The sequence below is a fragment of the Microlunatus sp. YIM B11417 genome, assembly GCF_059617205.1.
Window position 1 is genome coordinate 125,256 of sequence record NZ_JCAMPJ010000007.1, and the last position, 18,750, is coordinate 144,005.

General features: G+C 70.7%; 16 protein-coding genes. 9 read left to right on the forward strand and 7 right to left on the reverse strand.

What is annotated here, in order from left to right; all coding sequences use genetic code 11:
• Nucleotides 1-51 precede the first annotated feature (51 nt).
• Genes mshA through AC6CCG_RS26910 form a run of 3 tightly spaced genes read left to right on the forward strand, consistent with a single transcriptional unit; the run spans nucleotide 52 to nucleotide 2,562 of the window.
• Entirely contained in the window at nucleotides 52-1,299 is a 1,248-nt protein-coding gene (gene mshA / locus AC6CCG_RS26900; RefSeq protein ID WP_496657841.1) for a D-inositol-3-phosphate glycosyltransferase, read from the forward strand.
• Nucleotides 1,296-1,763: an NUDIX hydrolase gene (locus AC6CCG_RS26905; RefSeq protein ID WP_496657842.1), complete on the forward strand. Its 468-nt coding sequence runs from the start codon at nucleotides 1,296-1,298 to the stop codon at nucleotides 1,761-1,763. The genes mshA and AC6CCG_RS26905 overlap by 4 nt, the downstream gene beginning before the upstream one ends.
• 58 nt (nucleotides 1,764-1,821) lie before the next feature.
• Nucleotides 1,822-2,562 carry a peptidylprolyl isomerase gene (locus AC6CCG_RS26910; protein WP_496657843.1) on the forward strand — a complete coding sequence of 247 codons (741 nt, stop codon included), beginning with the start codon at nucleotides 1,822-1,824 and terminating at the stop codon, nucleotides 2,560-2,562.
• Between the two features lie 128 nt (nucleotides 2,563-2,690).
• Here AC6CCG_RS26910 and AC6CCG_RS26915 read toward each other — a convergent pair whose 3' ends face one another.
• Together AC6CCG_RS26915 and AC6CCG_RS26920 are read right to left on the reverse strand one after the other, a co-directional pair.
• Entirely contained in the window at nucleotides 2,691-3,353 is a 663-nt protein-coding gene (locus tag AC6CCG_RS26915; protein ID WP_496657844.1) for a VOC family protein, read from the reverse strand.
• Between the two features lie 107 nt (nucleotides 3,354-3,460).
• Complete coding sequence (locus tag AC6CCG_RS26920; RefSeq protein ID WP_496657845.1) at nucleotides 3,461-5,245, reverse strand: glycoside hydrolase family 15 protein; 1,785 nt, start codon at nucleotides 5,243-5,245, stop codon at nucleotides 3,461-3,463.
• A 104-nt stretch (nucleotides 5,246-5,349) separates the two neighbouring features.
• Between AC6CCG_RS26920 and AC6CCG_RS26925 the strand changes: the two genes are divergently transcribed.
• Nucleotides 5,350-5,841: a hypothetical protein gene (locus AC6CCG_RS26925; protein WP_496657846.1), complete on the forward strand. Its 492-nt coding sequence runs from the start codon at nucleotides 5,350-5,352 to the stop codon at nucleotides 5,839-5,841.
• Nucleotides 5,842-5,859: 18 nt separating this feature from the next.
• On the opposite strand, the gene AC6CCG_RS26930 is transcribed toward AC6CCG_RS26925, so the two are convergent.
• Nucleotides 5,860-8,817: a bifunctional [glutamine synthetase] adenylyltransferase/[glutamine synthetase]-adenylyl-L-tyrosine phosphorylase gene (locus tag AC6CCG_RS26930; protein WP_496657847.1), complete on the reverse strand. Its 2,958-nt coding sequence runs from the start codon at nucleotides 8,815-8,817 to the stop codon at nucleotides 5,860-5,862.
• 57 nt (nucleotides 8,818-8,874) lie between these two features.
• The gene (locus AC6CCG_RS26935; RefSeq protein WP_496657848.1) at nucleotides 8,875-9,315 is read right to left on the reverse strand and encodes a hypothetical protein; all 441 of its coding nucleotides are present in this window, start codon (nucleotides 9,313-9,315) and stop codon (nucleotides 8,875-8,877) included.
• Nucleotides 9,316-9,479: 164 nt separating this feature from the next.
• Here AC6CCG_RS26935 and AC6CCG_RS26940 point away from each other — a divergent pair, with 164 nt between their 5' ends.
• A complete protein-coding gene (locus AC6CCG_RS26940; RefSeq protein WP_496657849.1) occupies nucleotides 9,480-10,247 on the forward strand; it encodes an alpha/beta fold hydrolase in 768 nt (255 codons plus the stop codon).
• A 72-nt stretch (nucleotides 10,248-10,319) separates the two neighbouring features.
• Here AC6CCG_RS26940 and AC6CCG_RS26945 read toward each other — a convergent pair whose 3' ends face one another.
• A complete protein-coding gene (locus tag AC6CCG_RS26945; protein ID WP_496657850.1) occupies nucleotides 10,320-11,156 on the reverse strand; it encodes an MBL fold metallo-hydrolase in 837 nt (278 codons plus the stop codon).
• 190 nt (nucleotides 11,157-11,346) lie between these two features.
• Here AC6CCG_RS26945 and AC6CCG_RS26950 point away from each other — a divergent pair, with 190 nt between their 5' ends.
• Nucleotides 11,347-12,138: a maleylpyruvate isomerase family mycothiol-dependent enzyme gene (locus AC6CCG_RS26950; protein ID WP_496657851.1), complete on the forward strand. Its 792-nt coding sequence runs from the start codon at nucleotides 11,347-11,349 to the stop codon at nucleotides 12,136-12,138.
• An 18-nt stretch (nucleotides 12,139-12,156) separates the two neighbouring features.
• On the opposite strand, the gene AC6CCG_RS26955 is transcribed toward AC6CCG_RS26950, so the two are convergent.
• Together AC6CCG_RS26955 and AC6CCG_RS26960 are read right to left on the reverse strand one after the other, a co-directional pair.
• On the reverse strand, nucleotides 12,157-13,422 hold the full coding sequence (locus AC6CCG_RS26955) for a glucarate dehydratase family protein (RefSeq protein WP_496657852.1): 1,266 nt from the start codon (nucleotides 13,420-13,422) through the stop codon (nucleotides 12,157-12,159).
• A gap of 28 nt (nucleotides 13,423-13,450) precedes the next feature.
• A complete protein-coding gene (locus AC6CCG_RS26960) occupies nucleotides 13,451-14,788 on the reverse strand; it encodes a glutamine synthetase family protein (RefSeq protein WP_496657853.1) in 1,338 nt (445 codons plus the stop codon).
• Between the two features lie 261 nt (nucleotides 14,789-15,049).
• Here AC6CCG_RS26960 and AC6CCG_RS26965 point away from each other — a divergent pair, with 261 nt between their 5' ends.
• From AC6CCG_RS26965 to AC6CCG_RS26975, 3 genes are read left to right on the forward strand one after another with little or no spacing between them, the layout of a single operon-like run.
• On the forward strand, nucleotides 15,050-16,819 hold the full coding sequence (locus AC6CCG_RS26965) for an NAD+ synthase (RefSeq protein ID WP_496657854.1): 1,770 nt from the start codon (nucleotides 15,050-15,052) through the stop codon (nucleotides 16,817-16,819).
• Complete coding sequence (locus AC6CCG_RS26970; RefSeq protein ID WP_496657855.1) at nucleotides 16,816-17,685, forward strand: DUF2510 domain-containing protein; 870 nt, start codon at nucleotides 16,816-16,818, stop codon at nucleotides 17,683-17,685. The genes AC6CCG_RS26965 and AC6CCG_RS26970 overlap by 4 nt, the downstream gene beginning before the upstream one ends.
• Nucleotides 17,686-17,687: 2 nt before the next feature.
• Complete coding sequence (locus AC6CCG_RS26975) at nucleotides 17,688-18,584, forward strand: DUF2510 domain-containing protein (protein ID WP_496657856.1); 897 nt, start codon at nucleotides 17,688-17,690, stop codon at nucleotides 18,582-18,584.
• Nucleotides 18,585-18,750 lie beyond the last annotated feature (166 nt).

Below are 18,750 nucleotides of genomic sequence, written 5' to 3' on the forward strand. Positions count from 1 at the left end.
CCTGCTGGTCCCCAGTGTGGGCGGTACCACTGACACCGTTAGCCTGGTGACGTGCCGAGGAGCAGCCCGAAGCCGGACCGGGTCGCGATGATCTCGTTGCACACCTCTCCCCTGGCGACGCCCGGTGTCGGCGATGCCGGCGGGCTCAACGTCTACGTGGCCGAGCTGGCGACCGCGCTCGGCCGGCACGGGGTCGAGGTCGAGATCATGACCCGGCGGTCCGATCCGGCCACGCCCGAGGTGGTGCCGCTGGCCGAACGGGTGACGGTCCGCCATCTCGCCGCCGGCCCCCCGGCGCCGATCGCCAAGGAGCAGTTGCCCGGGCTCGTCGACGAGTTCGCCGCCTCGCTCCGCCCGCTGGCGGGTCGCTTCGACCTGTTCCACTCCCACTACTGGCTGTCCGGGCTGGCCGCGCTGCGACTCGACCAAGATCAACCGGCTTCGGTACGCCCGCCGCTGGTGCACACCATGCACACGATGGCCCGGGTCAAGAACGCCGCGCTCGCCGATGATCAACAGGCGGAGCCGGAACCGCGGGCCGACGGCGAGTCCTTGATCGTCAGGACTGCCGAGGGCCTGACGGCGAACACCGACGAGGAGGCCGCCGAACTTCGTGATCATTACGGTGCCGACCCGGACCGGATCACGATCGTCCCGCCCGGCGTCGATCTCGACGTGTTCCATCCGTGCTCGCAGCGCGAGTCCCGGGCGCTGCTCGACATCGGTGCGGACGCCGAGGTGATCTTGTTCGTCGGCCGGATCCAGCCGCTCAAGGCGCCGGACGTGCTGATCCGGGCGGTCGCCGAGTTGATCAAGCAGCAGCCGCGGCGCCGGGACCGGCTCAAGTTGATCATCATCGGCAGCCCGTCCGGCCCGGACCGGGACTGGGCCGACACGCTGCCCGGGCTGGCGGATTCCTTGCAGGTGGGCGAACTCGTGGAGTTCCGGCCGCACTCCGAGCGGCTCGAGCTGTACCGCTGGTACTGCGCCAGCGACATCGTCGCCGTACCCTCGCACAACGAGTCGTTCGGCCTGGTCGCCCTGGAGGCACAGGCCTGCACCCGGCCGGTGGTCGCCGCCGACGTCGGCGGACTGCGGCATGCCGTGGCCGACGGGCGGACCGGCATCCTGGTCGCCGGCCACGGTGCGGCGGACTGGGCCGGCGCGCTCGGTTCGCTGCTCGATGATCATGACCGCGCGGTACGGCTCGGCAGGGCCGGCATCGATCATGCCCGCGGGTTCAGCTGGGATGCCTCGGCCGAGGCCACGCTGCGGGCGTACCGGACGGCACGGGGATGACCGAGGCCCGGACCCAGCGGCGCACCGCGGTCCGCGTGCTGCCGATCGACGACGAGGACCGGGTCCTGCTGCTGCACGGCTTCGATCCCGCCCGGCCCGCGGAACCGTACTGGTTCACGGTGGGCGGCGGCCTCGAACCCGGCGAGACCCCGCCCCAGGCCGCGGTCCGCGAACTCGCCGAGGAGGTCGGCCTGACCGCCGCCCCGGACCGGCTGGTCGGCCCGCTCGCCGAGGCCACCATCGAGTTCTGGTTCGACTCCGTGCGCTACCTGCAGCAGCAGACCTACTACGCCGTCCGGATCGCCGCCGCCCCGATCACCTTCGCCGGCCAGGACGCCATCGAGCACGCCTCGATCGACCGCTACGCCTGGTGGTCCGCCGCCGACCTCGCCGCCACCACCGACCAGGTCTACCCCGATGATCTTGCCGAGCTGCTCGCCCGCGCCATCGCAACCCTCGCCTGACCGACGACCGGCTGCGTAGACTGCGAGGCGGTTCAGCCGTCGTCCAAAGGAGGGCGCCATGCGGAGGGTTCTGCGCGGGCTCGTTGTCTTGATCATGATCGCCGCGGGGAGTGCGATCGCGCTGCCGGCCCAGGCGGCGCCCGATCCGCCGGGCGAGACCGAGCCGACCAAGGGAGCCTGCGCCTTCACCCCGTTGGCGGACCAGACCTACTCGACCTGGGTCGGGCTGCCGCCGGATCCACGGCACACGCCGGATCGCGGCACGCTGCGGGTGACGCTGCGGACCGAGCACGGCGACGTCCGGCTCGAGCTCGACCGGAGCCTGGCGCCCTGCACCGTGCAGTCCTTCCTGTTCCTGCTGCACCAGAAGTACTTCGACCAGACCTCCTGTCACCGGCTGACCGCGTACCAGACGCCGCCGGCGGCCCTGTCCGTGCTGCAGTGCGGCGATCCGCTCGGCACCGGGTGGGGCGATCCCGGCTACAGCTTCGCCGACGAGCTGGACTCTGCGCGGGCGCTCGAACCGTGGCCGGGCGCCCCGGAGCGGCGCAACTACGCGCGCGGCACGCTGGCGATGGCGAATGCCGGGCCGGACACGAACGGCAGCCAGTTCTTCCTGGTCTACCAGGACTCCCGGCTGCGCCCGGACTACACGGTGTTCGGCCGGGTCACCGAACAGGGCCTCGCTGTGCTGGACAAGATCGCCGCCGGCGGGATCGATCCGGGCGCCGAGGGGACGCCGGAGGACGGCGCGCCCGCGTTGGGCGTGACGATCGAACGGGCCAAGCTCGGCCGCTGAACCGCCGCTCCCTGAGCGTGTCGAAGGGCAGAGCACACCTGACTCAGCCCTTCGACAGGCTCAGGGCACGGGCCGAACCAGCCCTTCGACAGGCTCAGGGCACCGGCCGAACCAGCCCTTCGACAGGCTCAGGGGCGGAAGACGCAGAACTCGTTGCCCTCCGGGTCGGCGAGCAGGTCCCAGGCGACCTCCTGGTCGGCCTCGCGGAACAGCCGGGCGCCGGCGTCGAGGAACTCCTGGGTGACGCCGACGACGTCCCAGTGCACCCGGTTCTTCACCGTCTTCGGTTCCGGCACCTGGGCGAACACCATCGGGCAGGGCAGGGTGCCGCCCTCGATCGCCCACACCGGCTGATCGGCCTCCTGCCGCGGCCGCAGCCCGAACCGTTCGCCCCACCAGGTGCAGATGGCCAGCGGGTCGGTGCCGTCGATCGCCAATTCGTGGAGGCGGTAGCCGTCCAGTTGATCGGGCTCGCGGACGAAGGCGTCGAACTCATTGCCCTCCGGATCGACCATGATCGTCCACGGGTGACGCTGATCAAGGACGCGGGCGCCGCGCTCGACCAGTTCCTCGATCGAGCCCGTGTTGATGTCGAAATGGACCCGGTTCTTCACCGAGTGCGGTTCCGGCACCTCGTTGACCCAGACGGTACGCTCCGGACGATCGCCGGTCAGCAGCAGATTGGTCGCACCGCGGGACTCCGGCCGCAGGCCGAGGGGCGAAGCCCAGAAGGACTGCAGCCGGACCGGGTCACGTGCGTCGATGCAGAGGTCCTTGAACGTCGCCGTCATGCTTCTGGGGTTCCCGCGGTGTTGGTCGGGGGAGCGCAGCGGAGGAGAAGCACGTCGTGGGGTGATCTCATGATCAGCACCCTACAAGGACCGGTACGGGATCATGATCAACGGACCGGCGGATGGTGCCCGGTGATCGCGTCCGCGGCCCGGACCAGGGCCAGGTGGGACAGGGCCTGGGGCGTGTTGCCGGCCTGCCGCTGCCCGGCCGGGTCGTATTCCTCGCTCAGCAGACCAAGATCATTGGCGAACGACAGCAGCCGGTCCATCAGGGTCTGGGCGTCCTTGGTCCGGCCGGTCCGCGCATACTGCTCGACCAGCCAGAAGGAGCAGGCCAGGAAGGGATACTCGCCCGGCGGCAGGCCGTCCACGCCTTCTTCGGTCCGGTACCGGTGGACCAGCCCGTCGTTGATCAACTCCCCTTCGATCGCGGCCACCGTCGCCAGCATCCGCGGATCGTCCGGCGCGCAGAACCCGACCTGCGGCAGCTGCAGCAGGGCTGCGTCGACGCCGCGGCCGCCGTAGTACTGGGTGAAGCAGCCCCGTTCATGATCGACTCCGTCGCGTTCGATCTCGGTCCGCAACTCGTCACGGATCCGGCGCCACTCGGCCACCGGGCCGGGCAGCCCGTGATCTTCGACGCCGCGGACACCACGGTCGAACGCGGCCCAGGTCATCACCGCCGAGTGGGTGAACCGGCGCGGCGCGCCGCGGATCTCCCAGATCCCCGAGTCGGGTTGGCCGAGGGTCGACCGGGCCCGCTCGAGCAACGCGCGCTGCAGCGGCCAGGCGTGGCCCGGATGCGGGATTCCGCTGCGCAGGCTGAGATCCAGGGCGACCATCACCTCGCCGATCACGTCGGCCTGGTATTGATCAACGGCGCCGTTGCCGACCCGGACCGGGACCGAGCCGGCGTAGCCGGGCAGCCAGGGCAGTTCCCGTTCCGGCAGGTCCCGCTCGCCGGCGAGGCCGTACATGATCTGGATGTCCTCCGGATCGCCGGCGACGGCGCGCAGCAGCCAGTCCCGCCAGGCCACCGCCTCGGCCGAGTAGCCGTGCGCCAGCAGGGCCTCCAGGGTGAGTGCGGCGTCGCGCAGCCAGCTGTAGCGGTAGTCCCAGTTCCGCGGCCCGCCGAACGCCTCCGGCAGCGACGTCGTCGCGGCCGCCACGATCCCGCCGGTCTCGACGTGGGTCAGGGCCCGCAACACCAGCAAGGAACGCTGCACCGGGGCGAGATAGCGGTCGTGCGGATCGGCGCCGCAGTCGGACCGATCCGCCCAGGAGGTCCACCAGTGCTCGGTCCGGGCCAGTTCGGCGTCGACGTCGACCGGCTCCGGCGGCGGCTGGTACGAGGGATGCCAGGCCAGCGTGAGGTCGTACCGGTCCCCGGCGGCAACCCGGAACTCGCCACGGTGCCGGTGCCCGCGCGCCACCGGCAGTTGATCACCGCGCAACAACAGGGCGTCCGGGCCGGCCGCGGCGAGCAGCCCGCCTGCCGTACGCCGGACCCAGGGCAGCGCCTCGGCGTAGCCGAACCGGAAGGCCAGGTCCTGCGCCAGCTCGACGGTGCCGGAGACACCCTCGATCCGCCGGATCACCTGTGGGTACGGCGATCCGATCGGCATCAGATCGGTCAGCCGGGCCACCCCGGACTCGGTGTGGAACGTCGTCTCCAGCACGAACGTGTCACCCCGGTAGCGCCGCTCCACCCGGGCCGGTCCGGTCGGCGCGATCTGCCAGCGACCATGCTCCTCGGTGCCGAGCAGCGCCGCGAACACGGAGGCGGAGTCGAACCGGGGCAGGCACAACCAGTCGATGCTGCCGTCCCGCCCCACCAGCGCGGCCGTCCGGCAGTCCCCGATCAATGCGTAGTCCTCAATCGGCAACGGCATGACGGCCAGTCTGACAGTGTCGGGGGAAGGAGGACGACCCCCTTCCGGTCCCCCGCCCCGCTCCGCGCGCGGACACGCACTGACAGTTCGCCTATGGTGGGCCAATGCGCAGCGCAGTCGGGATCGCCGGGATGATCCTCGCCGCGGTCGCCCTGGTCGGGTGCGCGGCGATGGAGCCGAAGGCGTGCACCTTGATCGGCAGTGTCCCCGGGGTCAGCGTGACGATCGACGAGACCGCCGCGAAGGGGGTCGACGGGCTCCGCCTCGAGGTCTGCTGGAAGGGCGACCCGTGCCGGGAGGCCGAGGTCGAGTTGCGGCCCGGCACCGACGCGGTCGACCAGGGTTGCGACGGCGACGATCCGGACTCCACCTGCTCCGCGAGCGCCGTACCCAACGGGACCCTGGTCGGCTTCGCCCAGATCGAAGGCCTGCCGGCCGGCCCGATCGACGTCACCGCCGTCGTGATCAAGGAGATGAAGCGGCAGCCGGAGAGCAAGGCCACCGTGATGGCGGCCGCCACCCATCCGAACGGGCCGGACTGCCCGGCCGGCGCCCACCAGGCCAAGATCACCATCGGTTCCGACGGCATCCGCTGACCGCGCCGGTTCCGGCTGTCAGGCGTTGTTCCAGAACAAGCGGTCGACGACGGCACGGGCCCTGCGGGTGAGCCGGCGGTACTCGGCCTCGAGGTGGGACGAATCATTGCGGCCGAAGCCCATCAGGTGGGCCAGCGCGGCGAGTTCCCTGGTGTCGGAGGGGAGCGAGTCGGAGCCACGGCCGCGCAGCAGCATCAGCTGGTTGCGGACCCGGCTGGCGAACAGCCAGGCCTGCCGCAGGGCGTCCGCGTCGTCGGCCAGGATCAGCCCGGCGCGCTCGGCGGCGTCCAGAGCGGTGAGGGTACGGGTCGTCCTCAGCGACGGCTCGGTGCCGGCGTGCTGCAACTGGAGCAGCTGGACGGTCCACTCGACATCGGCCAGCCCGCCCGGGCCGAGCTTGGTGTGCTTGGCCGGGTCGGCGCCGCGTGGCAACCGCTCCGATTCGACCCGGGCCTTGAGCCGCCGGATCTCCAGCAGCTGAGCGTCGGTCAGCCCGTCCTCCGGCCAGCGCCGAAGATCGATCTCGGCCAGCAGCGCCCGGCCGAGATCATGATCACCGGCCAGCGCGTCGGCCCGGACCAGCGCCTGCAGCTCCCAGGTCGACGACCATTGCCGGTAGTACTTCTGGTAGGCCGACAGCGATCTGATCAAGGGACCCTGCTTGCCCTCCGGGCGCAGCGCCGCGTCGATGATCAAGGACGGATCGACGCCCGGTTTGGCCAGCAGGTCGCGCAGCGCGCTGATCACGGCGACCGCCCGGTCGGTCGCTTCCGGATCGGCGCTGTCGGCCATGACGAACATGGCGTCCGCGTCGGAGGCGTACGAGAGCTCCCGGCCACCCCAACGGCCCATCGCGATCAGGGCCATCTCCGGCACCGGCCCGGTGATCGAGTTCCGGGCGACAGTCAGGGCGACGTCGATCGTCGCCGCCGCCAGATCGGTGAGCGCCTCGCCGACCGTGTCCACGTCGTTCACGTCGAGCAGGTCGCCGGCGGCGATCCGGAACAGTTCCCGGCGCCGGATCGCCCGGATCGCCTCGACGGCGGACCGCGGCGTCTCGTGCCGGCCGGCGGCGGCACGCATCTCGGCCCGAAGATCGTCGACGGGACGCGGCGTCAGGGCGGTGTCGTCGGACAGCATCTGCACCGTCTGCGGCGACCGGGTGAGCAGCTGCACCGCGTACCGGCTGGAGGCGAGGATCCGGGCCAGCCGCTCCGCCATCAGGCCCTCGTCGCGGAGCGCCCGGAGATACCAGGGGGTGGAGCCGAGCGCCTCCGACACCTGCCGGAACGCCAGCAGACCATGATCGGGATTGGGCCCCTCCGCGAACCAGCCGAGCATCGCCGGCAGCAGCTGCCGCTGGATCTCGGCCGACCGGGACACGCCCTGGCTGAGCGCCGCGATGTGCCGCAGCGCGGCGTCCGGATCCGCATAGCCCAGCGCCCGGAGCCGGTCCACCGCGGCATCGGTGGTCAGCCGGAGCGCCGAGGACGGGATCCGGGCCACCGCATCCAGCAGCGGCGAGTAGAAGATCCGCTGGTGCAGCCGCCGCACCTGCCGGCTGTACGACCGCCAGGTGCTCAGCAGCGTCGCGACCGGATCGGCGTACCCGAGCGAGCGACCGAGCCGGCGCAGATCGTCGTCGGCCTGCGGCAGCACATGGGTCCGGCGCAGCCGGTAGAGCTGGATCCGGTGCTCCAGCGCCCGCAGGAAGCGGTACGCCTCGTCCAGCCGGCGGCCGTCCTCGCGGCCGACGTACCCGTTGTCGATCAACGCCTGCAGCGACGGCAGCGTGGCCCGGGTCCGCAGCCGCTCGTCGGCCCGGCCGTGCACCAACTGCAGCAGCTGCACCGAGAACTCCACGTCGCGCAGGCCGCCCTCGCCGAGCTTCAGTTCCCGTTCGGCATCCCGGGCCGGGATCAGGTCCACCACGCGGCGCCGCATCGCCTGGGTGTCGGCGATGAAGTTCTGCCGCTCGCCGGCCCGCCAGACCAGCGGCGTGACCAGGTCGACGAAGTCCTGGCCCAGCGCCAGGTCGCCGGCGCTCGGCCGGGCCTTGAGCATCGCCTGGAACTCCCAGGTCTTGGCCCACTTCTCGTAGTAGCCGCGGTGACTGGTCAGCGTCCGGACCAGCTGCCCGGCCTTGCCCTCCGGCCGCAGTGCGGCGTCCACCGGCCAGATCGTCCCGGCCGCCGTGTGGGCCGAGCAGATCCGGCTCAGCTCGGACGCCAGCTGGGTCGCGATCATGATCGCCCGGTCGGAGTTGATCATGGGCTCACCGGCGTCGTCCAGGGCCGGCTCGGCGACGTAGAGGACGTCCACATCGCTGACGTAGTTGAGTTCCTGGGCGCCGCACTTGCCGAGCGCGATCACCGCGATCCGGCACAGCAGGGCATCCGGGCCGACCTTGGCCCGGGCCACCGCGAGGGCGCCTTCCAGCGTCGCGTCAGCCAGGTCGGCCAGTTCGCCGGCGATGTCGTCGACCACCTCGGTCGGGTCGTCCGCGGTCAGGTCCCGGGCTGCGATCCGCAGCACCGCCGTCCGGTAAGCCGTCCGCAGCGCGTCACCGGTCAGGTCGGTCGCGACCGGCGACGCCGCCGCCGGATCGGCGCCGACCGCGGTCAGCAACTCCGCGCGCAGCTCCGCGGCGGGCACCCGCCCGGCCGGCCCGTCCAGCCGGTCCAGCCGGTCCGGATGGGCGACCAGGTCGTTGGCCAGGGTCGCGCTGGCACCGAGCACGGCGATCGCCCGCCCGGCCGGTCCGGGCCGCTCGATCAACCGGTCCAGCACCTGCGGATCGGCGTCCCGCAGCCGGTCCAGCGCGGCCAGCGCGTGGTCCGGGTCGGCGGCTCCGGAGACCAGGTCCAGCAGCGGCGCGTACCGCTCGTCCCAGCCGCCGAGAATCCTGACCGCGGACTCCGCGGCGGTGAAGCCGCGCCGCGCCAGCGCCCCCTCGCGCGTTTCGATGCGTGCCACAACCCGACCCTACTGGCCGGGAGCGCTGCGCCCGGCCCGGCCGGTCCTGGTCGAGGGTCAGGCGAGCGCGCCCTCCCAGGGCGAACAGTTGTCGCCCGGCGTGCTCTTGTAGCCCCGGCAGATCATGATCTCCACGCCCCGGCCCTCCGGCACGTCGTACGATCCCGAGTCGCCGTAGCGCAGGTTGAGGTTCTCGTAGCCGTCGGAGACGACGAACCGGTCGTAGTCCCAGACCGGCGGGATATGGCCCTCCGGCGCTTGGCCGAAGAACTTGACGTAGGCGACCGCGGCGTACCCGTCAGTGGCGTCGTCGTAGACCTGGAGCGTCTCGCCCTCCGGGCCGGAGTGCTTGAAGACGGCCTTGTACGCGCCGTGCCGGGCGGTGGCGTTGCTCCCCCGGCTCTCCGCGTAACTCGGCGGTGCCGTCACCACGGCGATGGCCGAGATCGCGACCAACGCCGCTCCCCCGGCCGCGATCCGACCGATCACGTTGCGCATGTGTTGCCTTCCTGTCCGCATCCGGGCGTCGGTCGCCCGGTCGGCTCCCACCGTCACCCGGGCCGCTATAGCGGCGCTATCCCATCGCTATGGCACGGCCGATGAGTTCCGCCACCGGCCGAGGTCGATACCGTCGACGCCACACTCCGGACGGAAGGAACCTCATGACGCAGGGCAGGTACGCCTCGGTCAACGGCATCGACCTCTACTACGAGATCCACGGGGCCGAGCACGACGGACCGCCGTTGATCATGCTGCACGGCGGTGTGCTCACCTTTCAGCTGAGCTTCGACCCGCTGCTGCCGGACCTGGTCGCCGACCGGAAGGTGATCGGCGTCGAGCTGCAGGGGCACGGACACACCGCCGCGGCGCCCGAGCGGCCGTTCTCGATCCGGCAGTGTGCCGAGGACGTGATCGCGCTGCTGGACCACCTCGGCCTCAAGCAGGCCGATCTGCTCGGCTACAGCCTGGGCGGACTGACCGCCACCGAGGTCGCGGTGCTGGCTCCGGACCGGGTCCGGCGGGTCGTGCTGGCGGCAGCGCATTTCCATCCCGATGCGTACTACCCGGAGATCACGGCACCCGAGCAGGACTCGCCGCGGCTGCCGACCGAGGCCGACTTCGCCGCCATGAAGGCCGCCTACGACGAGGTGGCCCCGAACCGGGACGACTTCTTCCCTTTCCTGGAACGGATCCAGCCGGCTGTGCACGCGTTCGAGCCCTGGACCGCCGAGCAGCTCGCCCGGATCACCATGCCGGTGTTGATCATCATCGGCGACACCGACTTCATCCGGTTGGAGCACGCGGTCGAGATGAAGCAGTCGCTGCCGAACGCTCAGCTGGCCATCCTGCCCGGCACGACGCACATGCGGGTCGTCTCGAATCCTGATCTTGTGCTGCCGATGATCACGAGGTTCCTGGCCGCCGGCTGACCACAACGTCCCCTGAGCTCGTCGAAGGGCGAGCCAGACCGGGGGTTGGCCCGTCGACTGGCTCAGGGCACGTCAGATCCGGCGGGCGCGGCGGGGCAGGGCGGTGATCGCGTCGGGCGGGACCTGCTCGCCGGCGGCTCGGCGCGGCAGTGAGGCGACCCCGATTCGGGCCAGGTCGACGGTCAGACCGGGCCGGGCCATCTGGACGCTCTCCAGGCCCTCGGCCCGGGCCGTGGCCAAGGCATGATCGGCGGATGCGGTCGGCCACAGGTGGGTCAGCACGGTCAGCTGCGGGCGGGCGATCGAGGCCTGCCGGGCCACCTGCCGCACCGTGCAGAGGTACGGGGCGTCGCCGCCCGGCACCTGGTCCACGTAGGTCGCCTCGGCCAGGTACACGTCGGCGTCGCGGGCCAACTCGATCCGCGCCGCACAGTCGCCGCTGTCCCCCGTGTAGGCCAGCACGTCCCCCTCGGCCTCCAGCCGGTAGCCGAGGTTCGTCGCGTGGTGCGGCAGCGTCCGGGCCCGGACCCGGATCGGGCCGATCCGGACCGAACCGCCGTCGGCCAGCGCGTTCAGCTCGACGCCGCGCCGGACCACCCGTACCGGATCAAGATCAAGAATGCGTTGCAGGGCACCCTCCGGCGCGTACACCGGAAGGACCGGCGGCCGTTCGTCGCCGAGCACCCGCGCCCGCAGCAGCGGGTTCAGGTCCGCGCAGTGATCAGGATGCGCGTGGCTGATCAAGACGGCGTCGATGTCGCCGGCGCGGCACTCCTCCAGCAGCCGCGGAAAGATCGCGTAGCCCGGATCGATGAGGATCGTGGTGTCCTCGTGCCGGACCAGGTAGCCGCTGCAGCCCGCGACGGCAGTGGGCCATGCCCCGCTGCCACCCAAGACCGTCAACTTCACTCTCTACACCTGCCGACCCGTCAAGTCCCCGTCGCTCCGCGCACTTCCTTCCGGGCCCGCCTCGATGGCGTTCGGGCGAGCGCAGCGGAGGAGAAGAACGTCGTCGGGTGGACTATAACCCGCAGGTACCGCCGATCCCGGGGACGCCGCGCGCCGTTGCCGGAACGCGGCTGATGCTAACGTCGCCGCCGTGGCCGGCCCGAAAATCCAACCAGAGCAGCACTTGCTGGACCAGGCCCGGATCGTCCGGGACTGGCTCTCCGAACTCTCCGTCGAGGAGTTCGACCGACCGACGATCCTCGACGCCTGGGATGTACGGACATTGACGGGGCATCTGGTCGGGGTCGTGAGCCGGCTCACCGAGGCCCTGCGCCAGCCGTCCCGGCAACCGGCCGTACCTGTGCACGAACTGGTCCGCCGGTATCGCCGCGATGTGACGATGATCATGGACTGGACCGAGCAACTGACCGGCGACCACACCGGCCCCGAGTTGGTCGCCCGGCTCGGCACGGCGATCGAGGAGGCCGCCGAGGCACTGCGGCCCGGCACCGTGCTGCCCAAGGTGATCATGACGCCGCGGGGTCCGGGCCGCACCACGGACTTCGTCGCGACCCGGATCGTCGACCTGGTGGTGCACGCCGATGATCTTTCCCGCTCGCTGCCGGACCGGCCGGCGATCGCCTCGCCCAGGCCGGCGGTCGCGGCCTGCACCCGTACCCTGGCAGCGATTCTGGCCGCCCAGCAGCCGGGCCGGTCGATCGAGGTGAGGGTGCCGCCGTTTGCCGCCGTCCAGTGCGGCATCGGCGAGCCGGGACCGACCCACACCCGCGGCACGCCACCGAACGTCGTCGAGACGGACCCGGTCACCTTCCTCCGGCTGACCACCGGAAGGCTCGCCTGGGCCGAGGCGATGGCCGGCGGCCGGGTCAGCGCGTCCGGGCAGCGCGCCGACCTCAGTCCGGCGCTTCCCGTCCTTTCCTGACCCCGAGCCGACACGGGCTCAGAACCGTGGCAGCGTCGGGTCGTAGTCCGGTTGGACCCGCCGGAGGTAGGACGTGTCGTCCCGCTTGGTTCGACCGGAGGCAAGGAAATCCTCGTGCCGGGCCGCCAGCTTGTCGTGATCAAGCTCGACGCCGAGGCCGGGACCGTCCGGGATCGCCAGCGTCCCGCCGGTGAACTCCAGCGGCCCGTTCTTGATCACGTCGTCCTCGCTGTTCCACGGGTAGTGCGTGTCGCAGGCGTAGCCGAGGTTGCGGATCGCCGCACCGAGATGGGTCATCGCGGCCAGCGAGATGCCGAGATGCGAGTTGGAGTGCATGGAGATGCCGAGCCCGAACGTCTCGCAGATCGCGGCCAGCTCGAGGCTGTGCCGCAGGCCGCCCCAGACGTGATGATCGGAGAGGACCACGCCGACCGAGCCCTTCGCGACCGCGCCCGGCACGTCCTCGAACCCGATCACGCACATGTTGGTGGCCAGCGGCATCGAGACCTGCTTGGCCACCTCGGCCATGCCGTCCTGGCCGAGCGTCGGATCCTCCAGGTACTCCAGCTCCTCAACCAGCGCCTCGCCGACCATGATCGAGGTCGGGACCGTCCAGGCGCCGTTCGGGTCGATCCGCAACGGCATCCCGGGGAACGCCTCGGCCAGGGCCTTGATCGCCGCGATCTCCTGGTCCGGCGGGAATGCCCCGGCCTTGAGCTTGATCGACTCGAAGCCGTACCGGTCGATCATGATCTTGGCCTGGGCCACCACCCCGGCCGGGTCGAGCGCCGGGCCCCAGTCGTCCGTGATCACTCCCTGGCCGTCGAGGTCGGGATGTTCGCCCCACTTGTAGAAGAGGTACGCGCTGTACGGCACCGCGTCCCGGACCGGGCCGCCGAGCAGGTCGCAGACCCGCACCCCGAGCAGCTTGCCCTGCGCGTCCAGGCAGGCCACCTCGATCGGCGAGAACACCGCCCGCGCGGCCTTGGACGGCATCCCGATGAACCCGCCGCCGATGCCCGGCCGGTCGCCGAGCACGGCGTCGATCCGCCGCTCGATCTCGCCGGTGGCGAAGACGTCGCAGCCGATCACCGCCTCGCGGACCTTGAGCAGTTCCTCGGTACGGGTCGTGCCGCCGGTGCACTCACCGAGGCCGACGGTGCCGTCGGCCAGCACGACCTGAACGATGCAGCGCAGCGCCAGCGGTTCGTGCACACCCCAGGAGTTCAGCAGGGGCGGGTCGCGAAACGCGATCGGCGTGACGACGACATCGTTGATCAACATCCGAGAACCCCCATGTAGGAAAGAAGAATCAGAGCACCGGCAGCAACCGCTGCAACTCGATCGGCGTCACCTGGCGCCGGTACTCCTCGAACTCCGCCCGCTTGTTGCGCAGGAAGAAGTCGAACACGTGCTCGCCGAGCGTGTCCGCGACCAGTTCCGAGTTCTCCATCGCCCGGATGGCCTCGTCCAGGTTGCGCGGCAGCGGTTCGATGCCGAGCGCCTGCCGTTCCCGCTCGGTCAGCGACCAGACGTCGTCCTCCGCGCCCTCCGGCAGCGGATACTCGCCCTCGATGCCGGCCAGGCCGGCCGCCAGGGTCAGCGCGAACGCCAGGTACGGATTGCAGGCCGAGTCGAGCGAGCGCAGCTCGACCCGCGCCGACGCCCCCTTGTTCGGCTTGTACATCGGGACCCGGACCAGCGCCGACCGGTTGTTGCGGCCCCAGCAGATGTAGTTCGGCGCCTCGCCGCCGCCGGCCAGCCGCTTGTACGAGTTCACCCACTGGTTCGTCACCGCGGTGATCTCGCTGGCGTGCCGGAGCAGACCGGCGATGAAGTGCCGGGCGATCTTGGACAGGTGGTATTCGGCGCTCGCGTCGTAGAAGGCGTTGTTGTCGCCCTCGAACAGCGAGACGTGGGTGTGCATGCCGGAGCCGGGATGCTCGGTGAACGGCTTCGGCATGAAGGAGGCGTGGATGCCCTGGGACAGCGCCACCTCCTTGACGACCACCCGGAACGTCATCAGGTTGTCGGCGGTGGACAGGGCGTCCGCGTACCGAAGATCGATCTCCTGCTGCCCCGGCCCACCCTCGTGGTGGGAGAACTCGACCGAGATGCCCATCTGCTCGAGCATCGTGATCGCCCGGCGGCGGAAGTCGCTGCCGGTGCTCTGTGGGGTGTGATCGAAGTAGCCGGACTGGTCCACCGGGGTCGGCGGCCGGTCCGGGTGCAGCGGGTCGTTGAACAGGAAGAACTCCACCTCGGGGTGGGTGTAGAACGTGAACCCGAGATCGGCCGCGCGCTGCAGCGCTCGCTTGAGCACGTACCGCGGATCGGCGTACGACGGCGACCCGTCCGGCATCGTGATGTCACAGAACATCCGCGCCGTCGCCGGGTTGGCGTCCCGCCAGGGCAGGATCTGGAACGTCGACGGATCCGGCCGGGCCACCATGTCGGACTCGTACACCCGGGCGAAGCCCTCGATCGCCGACCCGTCGAACCCGATCCCCTCGCTGAACGCCCCCTCCAGCTCCGCCGGTGCGATCGCCACCGACTTGAGGAAACCGAGCACATCGGTGAACCACATCCGGACGAACCGGACATCCCGCTCCTCGATCGCACGAAGAACGAACTCGGTCTGCTTGTCCATAGCCTGAGTCTGCCTGCCACCGTGTAACAGACGCGTTACAACCCTCGCCAAGCCTGAAAAAGGGGATCCCGCGATGGGGTCTTGGGGGTCTGTGCGCGGACAACCATCCGCCCGCGATGGCCTGAGTGCCGCTGCCGCAGTACTGCGATGCGGGCTCCCCGGACCATCGCGGCCGATGGTTGCCCGCGCACAGACCTCCGTACCGCGCAGCGCGATGATCCCCGAACCCGACGAACCACGATCCCGATTAGGCTCATGCTCGTGGCAAACCTGCGCATCGCCCTGGCCCAGCTGAACGTCATCGTCGGCGACATCACGGGTAACGGCGAGAAGATCCTCGACTGGTCTCGGCGCGCCGCCGAGAAGGAGGCTCAGCTCGTCCTGTTCCCCGAGACGGCTCTCACGGGGTACCCGGTCGAGGACCTGGCTCTGCGGCAGTCTTTCATCGAGGAGTCCCGGCAGAGCGTCGTCCGGCTCGCGGGCCGGCTCGCCGACGAGGGGCTCGGCGAGCTCGTCGTCGTGGTCGGGTATCTGGATCGGACCGACGAGCCGGAGCATCCGAAGAAGGGGCATCCGCAGAACGTGGCGGCGGTGCTGCACCGGGGCGAGGTGGTGGCCCGGTACGCGAAGCACCACCTGCCGAACTATGGGGTGTTCGACGAGTTCCGGTACTTCAAGCCGGGCCACGAGCTGGCGGTCCTGACCGTCGGCGGGGTCGACGTCGCGGTGGCGATCTGCGAGGACCTCTGGCAGGACGGCGGGCCGGTGGCGGCGACGGCCGAGGCCGGAGCGGGGCTGCTGGCCGTGATCAACGCGAGCCCGTACGAACGGGACAAGGACGACACCCGCGGCGAGCTGGTGTCCCGCCGCGCCAGGGAGGCCGGCTGCGCGCTGGCGTACGTCAATCTGATCGGCGGCCAGGACGAGCTGGTCTTCGACGGCGACTCGATGATCTCCGACGCCGACGGTACGTTGATCGTCCGCGGGCCGCAGTTCGTCGAGGATCTCGTGATCGCCGACCTCGATCTGCCCGACGCCCGAGCGGTGGACGGGCCGACGGTCTCCAGCGCCGAGAAGTTGATCATCAGCCGGCACCATGTCACGGACGCCTACCCGGCGCCGGCGACCCCGGTCGACGCGCCGCGGCTTCCGCGGCTGTCGGCCGAGGAGGAGGTCTACTCGGCGCTGGTGGTCGGGCTGCGCGACTACTGCGGCAAGAACGGGATCGAACGCGTCTACCTCGGGCTGTCCGGCGGGATCGACTCCACCCTGGTCGCCACGATCGCCAGCGACGCGATCGGCGCGGCGAACGTGTACGGGATCTCCAACCCGAGCGCGTACTCCTCGGAACACTCCAAGACCGACGCCGCCGATCTCGCCCAGCGGCTCGGGCTGAACTTCACGACCGTGCCGATCGCACCGGCCGTGGACGCCTTCCATTCCTTGATCGACATCGACGGGATCGCGGCGGAGAACCTGCAGGCGCGGATCCGGGCGGTGATCTGGATGGCCGAGTCCAACCAGCACAACCCGTCGATCGTCCTGGCCTGCGGCAACAAGAGCGAGCTCGCGGTCGGGTACAGCACCATCTACGGCGACGCGGTCGGCGGCTTCGCGCCGATCAAGGACGTGCCCAAGACGTGGGTCTGGCGGCTCGCGAAGTGGCGTAATGATCATGCCGCGGCGCGTGGCGAGCAGCCGCCGATCCCGGAGAACTCGATCACCAAGGAACCGAGCGCCGAGCTGCGGCCGGGCCAGAAGGACACCGACAGCCTGCCGCCGTACGAGGTGCTGGACAAGATCATCGCCGAGTACGTGGAGGGTGATCAGGGCCGGGCCGAGATCATCGCGGCCGGGTACGACGCCGAGCTGGTGGACCGGGTGATGCGGATGGTCGACCGGGCCGAGTACAAGCGCCGGCAGTACCCGCCGGGCACCAAGATCTCCTTCAAGGCGTTCGGCCGGGACCGCCGGCTGCCGATCACCAACGGGTGGCGGGAGGAGCATCCGGCCCTGCAGGCCACCCGATGAGCGCCGGGCCGCCGGGGATCGGTCCGCAACCGGGCTGGTATCCGGATCCGGACGGCACCCCGGGCCGGCTCCGCTACTACGACGGGCGGACCTGGACGGCGAACGTACGGAAGGCGCCCGGCCCCCGCCGCGGCCGGCTGGCGGCCATGATCACCGGCGGCGTCATCGTCTTGTTGATCATCGTCGCCGGGGTCGTCGTGCTCACCCGGCAGACCAGCGGTGCCTTCACCGACGCCGCCCTGCCCAGCTCGTCGGTCAGCGGCTGGGACGACTCCAGTCCGACCGAGGAACCGTCGTCGGCCGAGCCGAGCGGTACCCCGAGCGCCCGCCCGGTGGCCTGTGACCTGACCACGCCGAACCAGCTGCCGGACCCGCCGCGGGACGACCTGGTGCACGGCGGGCCGCTGGCGTTCAAGCGACTGCCGGTCAGCTGGCAGTCGCCGGTCGCGACCCGGCGCTTCCCGTACAGCCGGGATGCGCAGGTGCAGACCCAGCGGATGCGGGAGGAACTCGGCTGGGAGGCCTCGGCCCAGGTCGGCGTACTCACCTTCGAGGACGACCCGAAGGGCGAGGAGGCCACCTCGCGGCTGCTCCAGTGCCTGGTCACCAGCGACTTCTACACCAGCGTCGACGTCACGATCGCGAAGAACGAGACGAAGCCGGTCAAGATCGGCACCACCCCGGCAACCCGCTTGGACGCCATGCTCACGTTCTCCCATCCACAGTTGAGGACCAAGGGCTCGCTGATCCGGATCATCGTCGTCGACTCGGCCCCGAGGACGTACTACTTCCACGCGGTGCCGATGGAGCGGGACGACCTGATCGCCGAGCTGGACGCCGCCACGAACTCGCTGGCGGTGAACTGATCATGTCCGTTCCCGGCTGGTACCCGGATCCGGGCGGCCAGCCCGGCGCCTACCGCTACTGGGACGGTCGTTCCTGGTCGGCGGAGACCACGACCGACCCGCGGCAACCCGGACCCGGAGCCGGTGGTCCTGGCCCCGCAGGGCCGCGGCCCGGGCGCTCCCGCGCGGCCTATCTGATCATCGCTGCACTGGTCCTCGTCGTGGTGATCGTGATCGCCGCGGTCATGATCTTCCGGACCACGACCGCCGGCTCGCCGATCACCGACCGTACGTACCCCAGTTCGACCGTGAGCGGCTGGGACGACTCGGAGCCGACCGACGAGCCGACCAGCGTCTCGCCCAGCCCGAGCCCGGACGGCGACCGCCCCTGCCCGCTGGGCGATCCGAACCGACGCGAGGCGCATCCGGAGGACGGCCGGGTGCACGGCGGCAACCTGTCCTTCCCGGCCGCCGGCAACTTCCAGCCCGCCGCCCCCGAACCGCGGCTGAGCTTCGCCTACGACGTCACGCAGCAATACCTCGGCGTGAACGACAGCCCCGGCTGGATCGCCCAGCTCGCCGTCGGCCGACTGCTCGGCTCCGACTTCCCCGGCAAACCGAAGGCGATCGCGGAGTTGATCATGCAGTGTGGCGTCACGACGGACATGTATCAGCCCTACAACCCGACCCGGAAGGACCTCCGCAGCGAAGCGATCACCATCTCGGGTCAGCAGGGCTGGCTGATCGAAGCCGACATCACCGTCGACAAGCCCGGCCTCCCCTTCCCCGGCGACAAGGTGATCTTCCTCGTCATCCCCGACGGCGACAACTGGGGCATGTTCTTCGGCGCCGTCCCGATCGGCAACACCGGCCTCACCAACCAGCTGAACCAGGTCGTCCGCGACCTCCGCGTCGACTGACCACCCCGTTCCCTCGCGCCAACCGGCACAGGGCCGCGCGAGACACGAGAGCCGTGGCCGGGGCCTTGCCCTTCGACGAGCTCAGGGCACGGATCCTCGCGCGATCAAGACCACCGCACGGTGATCCCGACCCACTCGAATCCTGATCAGCGCTCGGCTCGGGTCC